This window comes from Streptomyces sp. NPDC093795, from assembly GCF_044764665.1.
In the GTDB taxonomy this organism is placed as follows: domain Bacteria; phylum Actinomycetota; class Actinomycetes; order Streptomycetales; family Streptomycetaceae; genus Streptomyces.
On the sequence record NZ_JBIWIO010000006.1, the window covers coordinates 120,729 to 135,300 of the forward strand.

Sequence of the window (14,572 nt, forward strand, 5' to 3'; positions counted from 1 at the left end):
CCATTGTGACCGCCGCCACCGACATCGGGGCGGCCGACCCGGCGACGGCGGCCGGATCGGCGGCCGGCAAGGGGCCGATGGCCGACGAGGGATCGGTGGCCGACCCGGCGACGGCCGCCGGATCGGCGGCCGTCGAGGGGCAGGCCTCCGACTCTGGCCCGACAGCCGCCCTGTGCCCGCTACTCGCTCTTGGTCCCCGAGGTCTTCTTGGCCGCCGGCTTCGTGGAGGAGTTCCCCGTGGGCTCGGAGTCCGACCCCTTGTCCGAGTCCGCGGCGGTGGAGCCGGGCTGCGGGGAGGCGGAGCCGGTGGTCTTCGGCGGGGTCGAGGCCGTGGGCTTCTGGCAGCCGGGCTGCTTGGCCATCGCTTGGCCCAGCTCGCCGTCCTCCAGCTTGGCCAGGGCGTTCTGGTCCATCTTCTCGATCTTCGTCAGACCGTCGGCGACACCCTGGAGGCCGTCCGCGAACTTCTGCTGGTTCGACGGGTCCAGCGCGTCGACCTGCTTCTTGAGCCCCTCGTACGCCACCGCGGTGGCGTTGAGCTCCTTGATCGCGTCCTGCTGGATCTTCTGGCCGTTCTCGACGGGCGGGACCCCGGCGCTCTCCACGGCCTTGGCCAGCGCCCGGTCGGCGTCGGCGATGTCCTGGAACGCCTTCGAGTCGGCGGCTTGGATCTCGGCGGGCTTGCTGTCCGCAGCCGTCGAGATGATGATCAGATGGGCGTCGGCCCGCTTCTGGATCTGAGGCTTCGCCTGATCGCAGAACGTCTTCGCCCAGTCACCCACCTTGTCGCCCTCGTCGTCGCTGCAACCCGACAGCGCGAGCACCAGTACCGCGCCGCCGGACAGTGCGGCCGCAAGCTTCTTGTTCACCGGATCGGTCCCTTCCAAGGCTCTCGGCCCCGGAACATACACGCCGAACGGGCTACTTCCACCTTTCGTACGACTGATTCACCCCGGATTGCAGCCTTTTGAACCAAGGGAGACACCTCACACCCACCTCGGAAACCCCCGGGAATGAGACAGACGCCACGTCAGGAGACCCGGCGTCAGGACACGGTCACCGACCGCCTCTTGGAGGCCCGGACCGCGGCGACGACGACGAGGAGCGCGACCGCGGCGACCGCCGCCCGCAGCCCGGCACTGGCGTCGTCCCCGTAGCCGAACCGTACGACCGCCGGGGCGATGAGCAGCGCCACCAGGTTCATCACCTTCAGGAGCGGGTTGATCGCCGGACCCGCGGTGTCCTTGAACGGGTCTCCGACCGTGTCCCCGATGACGGTCGCCTCGTGCGCCTCGCTGCCCTTGCCTCCGTGGTTCCCGTCCTCGACCAGCTTCTTCGCGTTGTCCCAGGCACCACCGGAGTTGGCGAGGAAGACCGCCATCAGCGCGCCCGTGCCGATCGCTCCGGCGAGGTACGCGCCGAGGGCGCCGACACCGAGCGCGAAGCCGACGGCGATCGGGGCCATCACGGCGAGCAGCCCGGGCGTGGCGAGTTCACGCAGCGCGTCCCTGGTGCAGATGTCGACGACCCGTCCGTACTCCGGTTTCTCGGTGTGGTTCATGATCCCGGGATGCTCGCGGAACTGCCGCCGCACCTCGTACACCACCGATCCCGCCGACCGGGACACGGCGTTGATCGCGAGTCCCGAGAAGAGGAAGACGACCGCGGAGCCGAGGATCAGGCCGAAGAGGTTGTTGGGCTGCGAGATGTCCATCGAGAGCGTCAACTCGTCCGCCCTCGCGCCGACCTCGGCGACCGAGGTCGCGATGGCGTCCCGGTACGAGCCGAACAGCGCCGAGGCCGCGAGGACGGCGGTGGCGATGGCGATGCCCTTGGTGACGGCCTTGGTCGTGTTGCCGACGGCGTCCAGTTCGGTGAGGACCCGGGCCCCCGCGCCCTGGACGTCCCCGGACATCTCCGCGATGCCCTGGGCGTTGTCGGCGACCGGGCCGAAGGTGTCCATGGCGACGATCACCCCGACGGTCGTGAGCAGGCCGGTACCGGCGAGGGCGACCGCGAACAGCGCCAGCATGATCGAGCCGCCGCCGAGGAGGAACGCCCCGTACACGGTGAGCCCGATCAGGAGGGCGGTGTAGACGGCGGACTCCATGCCGAGGGCCACGCCCGCGAGGACGACGGTCGCGGGGCCGGTGAGCGAGGACTTGCCGATGTCCCTGACCGGCCGCCGGCTCGGCTCCGTGAAGTAGCCGGTGAGCTGCTGGATGAGGGCGGCGAGGACGATGCCGAGGGCGACCGCGACCAGGGCGAGGACCCGGGGGTCGCCCGCGTGGTCGCCGATGCCGGGCACGGTGACGCCCTTGAGCTCGGCGTACGAGGACGGCAGGTACGCGAAGGCGGCGACGGCGACCCCGACGAGCGAGATCACCGCCGAGACGAGGAAGCCGCGGTTGATCGCGCTCATCCCGCCCCGGTCGGCGCGGCGCGGGGAGACCGCGAAGATGCCGATGACGGCGGTGACCACGCCGATGGCCGGCACGATCAGGGGAAACGCGAGGCCGTGGTCGCCGAAGGCCGCCTTGCCGAGGATGAGCGCGGCGACCAGGGTCACGGCGTACGACTCGAAGAGGTCGGCGGCCATGCCCGCGCAGTCGCCTACGTTGTCGCCCACGTTGTCGGCGATCGTGGCGGCGTTGCGCGGATCGTCCTCCGGGATGCCCTGCTCGACCTTGCCGACGAGGTCGGCGCCGACGTCGGCGGCCTTGGTGAAGATGCCGCCGCCCACCCGCATGAACATGGCGATGAGCGCGGCGCCGAGGCCGAATCCCTCAAGGACCTTGGGCGCGTCGGCGGCGTAGACGAGGACGACACAGGCGACGCCGAGCAGCCCGAGGCCGACCGTGCACATGCCGACGACGCCTCCGGTACGGAACGCGATCCGCATGGCCCGGTGCGCGACCTCCGTCAGGCCCTTCTCCGGTTCGCCCGGCGCGGGAGTGGCCTCCCTGGCCGCCGCGGCGACCCGCACGTTGGCCCGTACGGCGAGCCGCATGCCGATGTACCCGGTGACCGCCGAGAACAGCGCTCCGACCAGGAAGAACAGGGATCGTCCGGCGCGCTGCGACCAGTTGTCGGCGGGCAGCAGCATCAGCAGGAAGAACACGGCGGCCGCGAAGACGGCGACGGTCCGCAGCTGCCGCGCGAGGTAGGCGTTGGCCCCCTCCTGCACGGCCGCGGCGATCTCCCTCATCTTCTCGGTGCCCTCACCGGCCCTGAGCACCTGGTGGACGAGGAGCCGGGCGACGACCAGCGCGGCGAGGGCGACGGCGCCGACGACGTACACGATCGTCCGGTTCCCGCTCGTGAGCACCGCCGCGGCGAGAGAAGTGGGGTACATGGGGACGGATCATAGGGAGACGAACCAGTACAGACGGGGACCCTGTGGACCCCGCGCGCGGATGCACCAATCCCGGGGGTTTGCGACAGAACGAGAAGAGGCCCTGCGGGAGCAGGGCCTCTTCTCGTCGCGCTTCGTTCCTCTGTTCGGGTCAGGACAGGATGTCCGCCGAACTCACCGGCCAGGTCATCCGGATCGTCCCGCCGTCCTCGCCGGCGCTCACCTCGACATCGTCGACGAGCCCGCGGATCACCGCGAGCCCCATCTCGTCCTCGCCGTCGGCGTCGTCGAAGTCCTCGACCGGAGCCGCGGACCGCGCGCCGGGGACACCGGCGGCATCGGCCGCCGCGACCCCCGCACCGGGCACCTCGTCGCCGACCTCGATGGAGAACGTCTTCTCCTCCTCGGTCAGCACGACCCGGATGGGCGTCGCGACGTCGTTGCTGCGGTGCAGCCCGACCGCACGGGAACAGGCCTCACCCACGGCGAGACGCACCTCGTCGAGGACCGCCTCGTCGACACCGGCCCGGCGCGCCACCGCGGCCGCCACCAGGCGGGCCGTGCGGACGTGCTCGGGCTGAGCGCTGAAGCGGAGTTCAACGGTGGCCATGCGAACCCCCTGGGCTCAGTCGACGGCGTTGACGGCCTCGTCGACCGAGGTGTGGATCGGGAACACCTTGGTGAGACCCGTGATCCGGAAAATCTTCAGAATGCGCTCCTGGTTGCAGACCAGACGCAGCGAGCCCTCATGCGCGCGGACGCGCTTCAGCCCGCCGACGAGCACGCCGAGGCCGGTGGAGTCGAGGAAGTCCACGCCCTCCATGTCGACGACCAGGTGGTAGCTGCCGTCGTTCACCAACTCGACCAACTGCTCGCGCAGCTTGGGCGCGGTATACACATCAATCTCGCCACCGACCTCGACGACCGTACGGTCGCCACCAGCGCCGGACACATTGCGAGTCGACAGGGACAGGTCCACGGATCCTCCAGCACCTTGCTATCGAACGATCGTCCCCCGGGGTCTCCCGGACGGAGTCAGGGAACTGATCGTCAGCCGCGATGGCATTCAATCACTTACCAGCAGCCATGCACGACGCCTTGGAAGCATTGTCCGTCATGGCAGTGACACACTCGGTGCCGATGGCCAAGAATCACCGCCCCAGTCGTCCAGCCGGGAACACGGGCAACCGACCCTCCCCCGGCATGGTCCTCGACCGGCTCTCGTCGGGCGAGAGCCGGGCCGCGCGCATCACTCATACGGAGCACATGCCCGCCCGGGCGGGCCGTCATGCAGTCTGGCCGCACCGCATCCGTCCGGAGGTGATCGCGGCCATCGAGGCGGCCGGGATCGAGCACCCCTGGGCGCATCAGGCGGAGGCGGCGGAGCACGCCCTGGACGGCGAGTCCGTGGTGATCGCCACCGGTACCGCCTCGGGCAAGTCGCTCGCCTACCTCGCCCCGGTCCTCAGCACCCTCCTGGACGGCGCCGAGGCCCCGAACGGGCGCGGCGCCACCGCCCTGTACCTCTCGCCCACCAAGGCCCTCGCCGCCGACCAGCGGCGCGCCGTGCGGGAGCTGGCCGCCCCGCTCGGCAACCGGATCCGCCCCGCCGTCTACGACGGCGACACCCCGGTCGAGGAGCGCGAATGGGTCCGGCAGTACGCGAACTACGTGCTGACCAACCCCGACATGCTGCACCGGGGCATACTCCCGTCCCACTCCAGGTGGTCCTCCTTCCTGCGCTCCCTGCGCTACGTCGTGATCGACGAGTGCCACACCTACCGGGGCGTCTTCGGCTCCCACGTCGCCCAGGTGCTGCGGCGACTGCGCCGGATCTGCGCCCGGTACGGCTCCGATCCGGTCTTCCTCCTCGCCTCCGCCACCTCCGCCGAACCCGCCCTGGCCGCCGGGCGCCTCACGGGGCTCCCGATCACCGAGGTCTCCGACGACGCCTCCCCGCGCGGCGAGCTGGTCTTCGCCCTGTGGGAGCCGCCGCTGACCGAGCTGCACGGCGAGCGCGGCGCGCCCGTGCGCCGCACCGCCACCGCCGAGACCGCGGATCTGCTGACCGACCTGACCCGGCAGGGCGTCCGCTCGGTCGCCTTCGTCCGCTCCCGGCGCGGCGCCGAACTGATCTCGGTGATCGCCCAGGAACGGCTCGCCGAGACCGACCGCTCCCTCGCCCGGCGTGTCGCCGCTTACCGGGGCGGCTACCTGCCCGAGGAGCGCCGGGCCCTGGAGCGGGCCCTGCACTCCGGCGAGCTCCTCGGCCTTGCCGCCACGACCGCCCTGGAGCTGGGCGTGGACGTCTCCGGCCTGGACGCGGTCCTGATCGCCGGCTACCCGGGCACCCGGGCGTCCCTGTGGCAGCAGGCGGGCCGCGCCGGCCGTTCGGGCGAGGGCGCCCTCGCGATCCTCATCGCCCGCGACGACCCGCTGGACACCTTCCTGGTCCACCACCCGGAGGCGATCTTCGACCAGCCGGTCGAGTCGACCGTCCTGGACCCCGACAACCCGTACGTCCTCGCCCCCCATCTGTGCGCCGCCGCCGCCGAGCTCCCGCTGACCGAGCCGGACCTGGCCCTCTTCGGCCCGGCCGTCCCGGGACTGCTGCCGCAGCTGGAGGCCGCCGGTCTGCTGCGCCGCCGCTCCACCGGCTGGTACTGGACCCGCCGCGAGCGGGCCGCCGACCTCACCGACATCAGGGGCGGCGGCGGCAGCCCCGTCCGGATCGTCGAGGCAGGCACCGGCCGACTGCTCGGCACCGTCGACGAGGCCGCCTCCCACACCGCCGTCCACGAGGGCGCCGTCCACCTCCACCAAGGCCGCACCTACCTGGTGCGGGAGCTCGACCTCAAGGACTCCGTGGCCCTCGTGGAAGAGGCCGTCCCGCCGTACTCGACCACCGCCCGCGACACCACCTCCATCACCGTCCTGGACACCGAGACCGAGATCCCCTGGGGGGCCGGCCGTCTCTGCTTCGGCTCCGTCGAGGTCACCAACCAGGTCGTCTCCTTCCTGCGCCGCCGCCTGATCACGGGCGAGGTCCTCGGCGAGACCAAGCTCGACCTGCCGCCCCGCACACTGCGCACCCGGGCGGTCTGGTGGACGGTCACCGAGGACCAGCTCGACGCCGCCCGGATCACTCCGGAGATCCTCGGCGGCGCCCTGCACGCCGCCGAGCACGCCTCCATCGGCATGCTGCCGCTGTTCGCCACCTGCGACCGCTGGGACATCGGCGGCGTCTCCGTACCGCTCCACCCCGACACCCTGCTGCCCACCGTCTTCGTGTACGACGGCCACCCCGGCGGCGCGGGCTTCGCCGAGCGTGCCTTCCACACGGCCCGCGCCTGGCTGGCAGCCACCCGGGAGGCCATCGCCTCCTGCGAGTGCGAGGCGGGCTGCCCCTCCTGCATCCAGTCCCCGAAGTGCGGCAACGGCAACGATCCGCTCCACAAGCGGGGCGCGGTGCGCCTCCTCACGGAGATCCTGCGGGAGGCCCCGGGGGGCCCGGAGGCTGCCGGGGCCCCTGTGGCCCCTGAGACCCCTGAGGCCCCGCCCGCGATCTGACCTCGGGCCGGTAGGGGCCGGCGGCGACCCGGGCGGTCACCTCCGCGATCTCGCCCCGCACCGCGCACCGCACCACCTCGGCGCGCTGCGCGGCGGCCACCCGGGATGCGGCGGCGCACGCCTCGGCCTCGCCCCACAGGGCACGGTCGGCGGCGGCGAGGGCGGCCAGGTCGGCGGCCCCGCCGGCCCGGTGCCGGGCCGCCACGGCCTGCCCGAGCGCGAGCACCACCCCGAACACCACACAGAGCGCACAGGCGGCGAACGCCACCCATATCGTCGCCGCACCCCGGTCGGCCCGAAGGCGGGTGGGACGGCGGGTGCGAGGGCCGGCACGACGGTCGGCCGTCACCGCGGGCCCCCTGGCTTCGGGCCCCCGGCCGGGAAGGCCGGCACGACGGTCGGCCGTCACGGTGGGCCCCCTGGCTCCGGGCCACCGGCCGGGAGAGCCAGTGCGACGGTCGGTCGTCACGGCGGGCCCCCTGGCTCCGGGCCCCCGGCCGCCCCGCCACCGAACGCCGTGTCCTCGGCGAGGGCCGCCGCGTCCGCCCTCAGGGTGAGCCCCATGCCGCCGGGGCCCGGGGCGGCGGCCTCCACCGTCACCCGCCACAGCTCCCCCGACCGCGTCACCGACACCCGGGCGCCCTCGGGCGCCGCGGTCCGGGCCGCCGCCTCGGCGGCGGGCGCCGGCTCGGAGCGGGCCGCGGCTCGCGCCCCGGCCCGTGCCGCGTCCACGCACCGGATCTGCGCGGCGGCCGCCGCGAGCGCCCAGAGCAGCGTCACCGTGAACAGCGCGAGGACCGGCAACACCATCGCCGCCTCCACGGTCACGAACCCCCGGTCAGAACGGCGCATCGAGAGCCTTACCGATCACCGACTCCAGCGCGCCCGAGACCGCCCCACTCGTCACGATCTTGTACAGCACCGCGGCGAACCCCGCCGCCGCGATGGTTCCCACCGCGTACTCGGACGTGGTCATCCCCGCGTCGCGACGCGCGGCCTCCCGTCGCACCCGCCACCAACCGCGTACCGTCGCCCTGCCTGTCATGCCGACCTCCTCGAATCGTCGTGTGTCTTCCGCATCTCGTCCTGCCTCGCCGTTCATCCGTCCAGGAGTCCCGTCGCGAGGCCGATCACCACCGGGGCCACCCCCACCGCCAGGAAGGCGGGCAGGAAACAGAGCCCCACGGGTGCACTGATCAGCACCTGCGCCCGGCGCGCTCGGGCCTCCGCCGCCCGGGCACGCGCCGACCGCAGCGCCGCCGCGTGCCGGGCGACGGCCTCAGCGGCGGGCGCCCCCGAGGAACCGGCCCGTTCCATGCAGCGGGCCAGCGCCGCGGCGCCCGGTAACGCGCCGAACCTCCGCCACACCTCGGCCGGTTCACCACCGAGCCGAAGCTCGGCCGCCGTTCGGGTCAGGCGCTCGCCCAGCGGGCCGCCCAGGGACCGGCCGACGGCCTCCGCCGCCTCCCCGGGCCCGGCTCCCGCCGAGGCGCAGGCCGCCAACAGATCGGCGGCGAGCGGAAGATGGCGTGCGAGCTCCTCGCCGTCGACCGGTCGTGAGGCTCTCCTCACCGCGCCCTGCCGCACCCCGGCCATCACCAAAACACCGGCGAACAGGCCACCGAACCATCCGAACATCACCCACCCGAGGCCGACCGCCCCGAGCGGCGCCACCCAGCGCCCCACCCACGAAGGCAACCCGGACCGGCCCTTCGGGGCCCGTGAGACCGGCGCCGGGAGAAGGCCTCCCAACCGCCGCCGCATCCCTCTCGCCCGGCGCCCGCCGACCACCTCCCGGGCGGCCTGCACACCGCAGACCAATGCCAGGACCACGAGTCCCGCCACCTGAAACGCCCCGATCACGCCCGCTCCCCTCCTCGTACGATCCGCGCGGCCCACCACAGCCCGACCGCCTCCAGAGCCCCGCCCACGACCAGGCAGCCAAGGCCCGCCGGCGTGTGCAGCAGCACCCGCAGCGGGTCGGCACCCAGCGCGGCGCCGAGGGCGACACCGGCCACCGGGAGCAGCGCGAGCACCGCCACCGTCGCCCAGGCACCGGCCAGTTCGGCCCGCAGCCGCTCCCGCTGCTCACGGTGGTCCCGCAGGGCCGCTTCGAGCCGGTCGAGCCCGGCGGCCAGGCCAGCGCCCCCGTCCACGGCCACCTGCCAGCAGGCCGCCATGCCCGCGAGTCCCTCGGTGCCGTCCTGTCCCGCGGCCTTCCGCAGCGCGTCCGGCACGTCCCCGCCGAAGCGGGCCGCCGCGAGCACCGCCACCTCCTCACCGTCCAGCGCGCCCGTCTCCCGGGCCGCGAAGGCCAACGCCTGCGCGGGCTGCCACCCGGCTCTCAGCTCCCCGACGACCGCCCCGCACAGGGCCGCCACCCGCTCGGCCCGCGCCTCACGCCCCTTCCGGCGCTCGGACGCCCGCAGCCGCCGCCCCACCAGCGGCACCGCGACCGCCCCCGCCACAAGCGGCAGCGGCGACTCACCGAGCAGCGCGAGGACCCCCGCCACGGGCAGGCACAGCCACGCACGCCGACCGCGGGCCACCGCCCACCAGCGCGCGACCACGGCCCGCCACACCACCCCGGGGCCGCCGGGAACGCCACGCTCATGAGGTCCGCCCCGTACGAGCACGGCCCTCGCCCTGCTCACCGCGCGCCGCCGCTCGACCGCGCCCCACAGCGCGAGCGCCGCGCAGAGCGCCGCCAGCCCGTGGGCCAGGGCCCGCACCGGTACCGGTTCCGCCGTCACCACGCTCCCCCTCCGATCAGCGACCGCAGCCGCTCCCAGCCCCGGTCCCGCTCGAACCCGGCCGCGCCCCACCGCAGCGCGGGAACCGTCCGTACGAGGCCGTCCCGGTCCCGCTCCAGGACGTGCACCTCCGCGATCCGCCGCCGCCCGTCCCGGTCCCTGGCCAGGTGCAGCACGACCGAAAGGCCGGCTCCCAACTGGCTGTGCAGGGCGGCCCGGTCGAGCCCCGCGGCCGTCCCCAGGGCTTCGAGCCGCGCCGGTACGTCAGCCGCGGTGTTGGCGTGAACAGTTCCCGAGCCGCCTTCATGGCCTGTGTTGAGGGCGGCGAGGAGGTCCACGGCCTCGCCGCCCCGGACCTCGCCGACCACCAGCCGGTCGGGCCGCATCCGCAGCGCCTGACGGACCAGGTCCCGGAGGGTCACGAGCCCGGCGCCCTCCTGGTTCGCGGGCCGCGCCTCAAGGCGCACCACGTGCGGGTGGTCCGGCCGCAGCTCCGCCGAGTCCTCGGCGAGCACGATCCGCTCCCGCTCTCCCACCAGGCCGAGCAAGGAGGCGAGCAGCGTCGTCTTCCCGCTCCCCGTGCCCCCGCTGACCAGGTACGACACCCGGGCGTCGATCAGGGCGCGCAGGATCGGGGCACCGCCCGGCGGCACCGTGCCCGCCGCCGCCAGCTCCTCGAGCGTGAAGGCGCGGGGCCGCACCACCCGCAGCGACAGGCAGGTCGAGCCGACCGCCACCGGCGGCAGCACGGCGTGCATCCGGGTGCCGTCGGGCAGGCGTGCGTCCACCCAGGGCCGGGCGTCGTCGAGCCTGCGTCCGGCCACCGCCGCGAGCCGCTGGGCGAGCCTCCGTACCGCCGCGGTGTCGGGAAAGGACACCGGGGCCCGTTCGAGTCCGGCTCCGCGGTCGACCCACACCCGGTCGGGCGCCGAGACCAGGACGTCGGTGACGGCCGGGTCGGCGAGCAGCGGTTCGAGCGGTCCGGTGCCGATCAGCTCGCACCGCAACGCCTCTGCGGCTCCGAGCACTTCCGCGTCGCCGAGCAGCCGCCCCTGGGCTCGCAGGGCCGCCGCGACCCGCGCCGGGGTGGGCTCGGATCCGCTGGCCGCGAGACGCTGCCGTACGGCGTCGAGCAGCCCCGCGCCGCCACCCGTGACTCCTGCCCCTGTCATGCCGCACCACCGGGGCCGAGGGCGCACGCCCAGAAGGCGTCGCAGAACCGGCCGAGCGGTCCACGGGCCTCCGCGCCCGGCGGCACGCCCGCGTCCTGGTCCGCCACGATCCCCGGGTCGTACGGGAGTTCACCGGCGAGCGGCAGCCGCAGCGCGTCGGCGACCCATCGCTCGTCGAGCCCCGCCGCGTACGGCCCCCGGACCACGGCCCGCAGGTCACGCACGTGCGTGGAGAGCGTCGAGGCCACCCGGTGGGCGGCCGCGACGGCCCTCAGCTCGCCGGGAACGACGAGCAGTCCGAGGTCGAGCTGGGCGTGGGCCTCGGTGGCCGCCGCGTCGGCTCCGCGCGGCAGGTCGACCACCACGACCCCACCACGGCGGCGGGCCGCGGCGAGCACGGACCGGACGGCTTCGGACGGCACAGGGGCCGCGGGCTCCCTGCCCCAGCTGAGCACCCGGACCCCCCGCACGGACGGCAGGGACTCCTCCAGGGCGCCGCCGGCGAGGCGGCCCTTGGACGCGGCGAAGTCGGGCCATCGTCTGCCCTCCTCGCGTTCGCCGCCGAGCAACACGTCGAGTCCCCCGCCGAGCGGGTCGCCGTCGACGAGCAGGGTCCGCCGCCCGGTCCGCCCGGCGGCGAGCGCGAGCCCGCAGGCCAGGGTGGAGGCGCCCGCGCCTCCTCGCCCGCCGACGACGCCGACGGTCAGCGCCTGCCGGCCCACACCCTCGGCCGCGTCGGCGATACGGTCGACGAGCAGACTTTCGGCGTCCGGCAGCCGCAGCACGCACTCGGCGCCGATCTCGACGGCAAGCCGCCACACTCCCGGGTCGTCCCGGTCACGGCTGACGAGGACGGTCCCCGGGCGGCGCGCCGCTCCCCGGCAGCGGGCCGCGGCGTCATCGCCGACCAGGACGAGCGGGGGGTCGGTCCAGCTCGCCCGCCGCTCCGGCACCCGATGGTGGACCTCGGGCTCGACCCCGGCGGCGGCGCAGAGCCGGAGGAGGTCGTCGAGCAGCCCGAGATCCTCCGTGACGATCAGCGGCCCTGTCCGGCGCGGCTCTCCGCCGCCGGCCGCCTCCGGTCCGCTCTGCGGCGCAGTCCGGGCCCTCCCACCGGCCCCCGAAGTCCTGGTTGCCTCCATGCCGCACACCCCTCTCGTGATTCCTTCCGTTCGCGAACTTCGCGACAGGAATCACCGTGGGGCCGTGCCGAGAATCCTGGGGATCTTGCCGAAAAACTGGGGATATCCGAAGCCCTGTGAATAACTTCGTCACCCGTCCCGGGGACTGCCCGGAACGCAGCCTGCCGGTTACTGTGAGTGATGAATCGAGGGTCCGGTCGGGCCTCGGTCGAATCGCGGCCGACGGCCGGAAGGAAGGGAGCGGACGATGTCCCACAGCGCCGAAACGGCTCCGGACATGCGACGACCCCCGCCGGGGGGGAGAGCGGGGGTCGTCTTTCCGGCCGACTCGGGGGGGGAGGAGCCGGGCCGGGTTAGCACGGTCGCGAACGATCCGTGACTTCCATGGTGTACCCGAGAGCCTTCTCAGGCAAACCCACGCGCCCCAGCGTACGCCGAATGGCCGCCACCTATGCTCAGGCTTGTGGAAAACCACTCCTTGCCGCGCACAGCCGCCTTCTTTGACCTGGACAAGACGGTCATTGCGAAGTCCTCGACGCTCACCTTCAGCAAGTCCTTCTACCGGGGCGGACTGATCAGCCGCCGCGCCGCCCTGCGGACGGCCTACATCCAGTTCGTCTTCCTGGCGGGCGGGGCCGACCACGACCAGATGGAGCGGATGCGCGAATATCTCTCCGCGCTCTGCAAAGGCTGGAACGTCGCCCAGGTGAAGGAACTCGTCGCCGAGACCCTTCATGACCTGATCGACCCGATCATCTACGACGAGGCGGCCTCCCTCATCGAGGACCATCACGCCGCCGGCCGGGACGTCGTGATCGTCTCGACCTCCGGCGCCGAGGTCGTCGAGCCGATCGGCGAGATGCTCGGGGCCGACCGGGTCGTCGCCACCCGCATGGTGGTCGGCGAGGACGGCTGCTTCACCGGTGAGGTGGAGTACTACGCGTACGGGCCGACGAAGGCCGAGGCGGTACGGGAGCTGGCGGAGTCGGAGGGGTACGACCTCTCGCGCTGCTACGCCTACAGCGATTCGGCGACCGACATCCCCATGCTGGAGGCCGTGGGCCACCCGTACGCGGTCAACCCCGACCGGGCGCTGCGCCGTGAAGCCGCGGCCCGGGAATGGCCGGTTCTCGCCTTCGAGAAGCCGGTACGGCTCAAGCAGCGCCTGCCCGAGTTCCGGATGCCGCCCCGGCCCACGCTCGTCGCGGCGGCGGCCGTCGGTGCGGCCGCAGTGGGCGCCGGACTCGTCTGGTACGCCTCACGGCGGCGGCAGGCCGCCCTCGCCCTATCGGCTCGCGGATGACTTTGCTCGCGGATGACTTTGCCCGAATTTGAGCAATGAGCAGAGAAGTGGAGCCAGCACTTTCGCTTCTACTCCGAGAGGAGTAGAAAGGAATCAGGCCCGCGAGACCGAGGACATCCGAGAGGATCACCTGTTGAGCATGAAGGCCCCACGGACCTAGCACCGAAACCGGGCACCCACGCGACGTCGACCCGTCGATTACGGGCCAGCCGCACCAGGCCACGGGCAAAGTTCCCGGCCTGATGGGCACATATCGAGGACGCTTGGTAACTGGGTGGACGTGCCAGCGGCGGTACCGAAAGTTGGTACCGCCGCAACCCTTTGTCCGGCCGACCCTCCCGCCAGGCCGCCCCTGCGTCAGCCCGACCCTCGCGTCAGGCCGCGCCGCGCTGAAGCGCCTCGCAGACGGCCGTCGACTCCCGGACGCCCAGCTCGACCGAACGCCCGCAGTGAGCGATCCAGCCCCCCACGCCCTCGGGCGTCCCCGCCAGGTACCCCTCGAACGCGGCGAGGTAGGCGGCCCGGCCCTGCTCCGCGTGGCCGACCTCCGCCGGACAGATCGCCTTCGGGTCGAGACCGCTGCCGACCAGGACGATCCGCTCGGCCGCCCGCGCGACCAGGCCGTTGTACGAGGTGAAGGGCCGCAGCGCGAGCAGCTCGCCGTGCACCACGGCGGCCGTCACGAGCGCGGGGGCATCGCCGCCCGCGACGATCAGCTCCGCGAGCCCGTCGAGCCGGCCGGCGACCTCGGTGGGAGACGGCGCCGGAGCCTCGATCAGCGGTTCGTCGACCGCCTCGCCGTCCAGCCGGGGCCGCCCCACCGATTCGCCCGGCTCGCCCGCGGCGACCAGGTGGAGCCGGGCGAGCACCCGCAGCGGCGACTGGCGCCAGATGGAGAGGAGCTGCCCGGCCTCGGCGCCGAGCCGCAGGGCGGCTCCGACCGCGCGGGCCTCGGGCTCGGAGCCGAAATCGGTGCGTCGTCGGACCTCTTCCAGGGCCCAGTCGGCGCCGGACAGCGCGGCCGAGCCGCGGGCGCCGCGCAGGGCCGCCTCGGACGAGATCTCGTTGCTGCGGCGGCGCATCACACGGTGGCCGTAGACCCGGTCGACGGCTTTGCGTACGGAGTCCACCGCGTCGGCGACGCCCGGCAGGGAGCCGAGGGCGGCCAAGGGGTCAGAGGCGTGCGTACTCATAAGTAGGGAGGCTACGCGGCCCGGCGCCCCGCCCCACGATGGAGTGGTCTTCTTCACGCACCTTGACCACGGCCCGCGTCCGTG

14 protein-coding genes are annotated in these 14,572 nt (G+C 73.6%); 2 read left to right on the plus strand and 12 right to left on the minus strand.

The window, feature by feature from the left end; all coding sequences use genetic code 11:
* Positions 1-179 precede the first annotated feature (179 nt).
* The 4 genes from ACIRB7_RS17940 to ACIRB7_RS17955 form a co-directional block, all read right to left on the minus strand.
* A complete protein-coding gene (locus tag ACIRB7_RS17940; RefSeq protein ID WP_403599136.1) occupies positions 180-869 on the minus strand; it encodes a small secreted protein in 690 nt (229 codons plus the stop codon).
* 176 nt (positions 870-1,045) lie between these two features.
* Positions 1,046-3,355 carry a sodium-translocating pyrophosphatase gene (locus tag ACIRB7_RS17945; RefSeq protein WP_403599139.1) on the minus strand — a complete coding sequence of 770 codons (2,310 nt, stop codon included), beginning with the start codon at positions 3,353-3,355 and terminating at the stop codon, positions 1,046-1,048.
* A gap of 151 nt (positions 3,356-3,506) precedes the next feature.
* On the minus strand, positions 3,507-3,965 hold the full coding sequence (locus ACIRB7_RS17950) for an ATP-binding protein (protein ID WP_403599141.1): 459 nt from the start codon (positions 3,963-3,965) through the stop codon (positions 3,507-3,509).
* A gap of 15 nt (positions 3,966-3,980) precedes the next feature.
* Positions 3,981-4,334 carry an STAS domain-containing protein gene (locus ACIRB7_RS17955; RefSeq protein ID WP_015034520.1) on the minus strand — a complete coding sequence of 118 codons (354 nt, stop codon included), beginning with the start codon at positions 4,332-4,334 and terminating at the stop codon, positions 3,981-3,983.
* An 80-nt stretch (positions 4,335-4,414) separates the two neighbouring features.
* Here ACIRB7_RS17955 and ACIRB7_RS17960 point away from each other — a divergent pair, with 80 nt between their 5' ends.
* Positions 4,415-6,925 carry a DEAD/DEAH box helicase gene (locus ACIRB7_RS17960; RefSeq protein WP_403599144.1) on the plus strand — a complete coding sequence of 837 codons (2,511 nt, stop codon included), beginning with the start codon at positions 4,415-4,417 and terminating at the stop codon, positions 6,923-6,925.
* On the opposite strand, the gene ACIRB7_RS17965 is transcribed toward ACIRB7_RS17960, so the two are convergent.
* The 7 genes from ACIRB7_RS17965 to ssd are packed head-to-tail and all read right to left on the minus strand — an operon-like array spanning position 6,834 to position 11,992.
* Complete coding sequence (locus ACIRB7_RS17965) at positions 6,834-7,394, minus strand: Rv3654c family TadE-like protein (RefSeq protein ID WP_403599147.1); 561 nt, start codon at positions 7,392-7,394, stop codon at positions 6,834-6,836. The two genes, ACIRB7_RS17960 and ACIRB7_RS17965, sit on opposite strands and share 92 nt — an antisense overlap.
* Complete coding sequence (locus ACIRB7_RS17970; RefSeq protein ID WP_403599150.1) at positions 7,391-7,777, minus strand: TadE family type IV pilus minor pilin; 387 nt, start codon at positions 7,775-7,777, stop codon at positions 7,391-7,393. Before ACIRB7_RS17970 ends, ACIRB7_RS17965 begins: the two co-directional genes overlap by 4 nt.
* Positions 7,764-7,970: a DUF4244 domain-containing protein gene (locus ACIRB7_RS17975; RefSeq protein WP_403599152.1), complete on the minus strand. Its 207-nt coding sequence runs from the start codon at positions 7,968-7,970 to the stop codon at positions 7,764-7,766. The genes ACIRB7_RS17970 and ACIRB7_RS17975 overlap by 14 nt, the downstream gene beginning before the upstream one ends.
* Before the next feature lie 53 nt (positions 7,971-8,023).
* Positions 8,024-8,770, minus strand: a complete 747-nt coding sequence (locus tag ACIRB7_RS17980) for a type II secretion system F family protein (RefSeq protein WP_403599959.1) — start codon at positions 8,768-8,770, stop codon at positions 8,024-8,026.
* 14 nt (positions 8,771-8,784) lie between these two features.
* Positions 8,785-9,678, minus strand: a complete 894-nt coding sequence (locus ACIRB7_RS17985) for a type II secretion system F family protein (RefSeq protein WP_403599155.1) — start codon at positions 9,676-9,678, stop codon at positions 8,785-8,787.
* On the minus strand, positions 9,675-10,850 hold the full coding sequence (locus ACIRB7_RS17990; protein ID WP_403599158.1) for a TadA family conjugal transfer-associated ATPase: 1,176 nt from the start codon (positions 10,848-10,850) through the stop codon (positions 9,675-9,677). The genes ACIRB7_RS17985 and ACIRB7_RS17990 overlap by 4 nt, the downstream gene beginning before the upstream one ends.
* Positions 10,847-11,992, minus strand: coding sequence for a septum site-determining protein Ssd (gene ssd, locus ACIRB7_RS17995; protein WP_403599161.1), 1,146 nt, complete (start codon positions 11,990-11,992; stop codon positions 10,847-10,849). Before ssd ends, ACIRB7_RS17990 begins: the two co-directional genes overlap by 4 nt.
* A 451-nt stretch (positions 11,993-12,443) precedes the next feature.
* On the opposite strand from ssd, the gene ACIRB7_RS18000 reads away from it, so the two are divergent.
* Positions 12,444-13,295, plus strand: a complete 852-nt coding sequence (locus ACIRB7_RS18000) for an HAD-IB family hydrolase (RefSeq protein ID WP_403599164.1) — start codon at positions 12,444-12,446, stop codon at positions 13,293-13,295.
* A 374-nt stretch (positions 13,296-13,669) separates the two neighbouring features.
* Here ACIRB7_RS18000 and ACIRB7_RS18005 read toward each other — a convergent pair whose 3' ends face one another.
* Positions 13,670-14,488 (minus strand): oxidoreductase, encoded by an 819-nt coding sequence (locus ACIRB7_RS18005; RefSeq protein WP_403599167.1) that lies wholly within the window; start codon positions 14,486-14,488, stop codon positions 13,670-13,672.
* Positions 14,489-14,572: the final 84 nt, after the last annotated feature.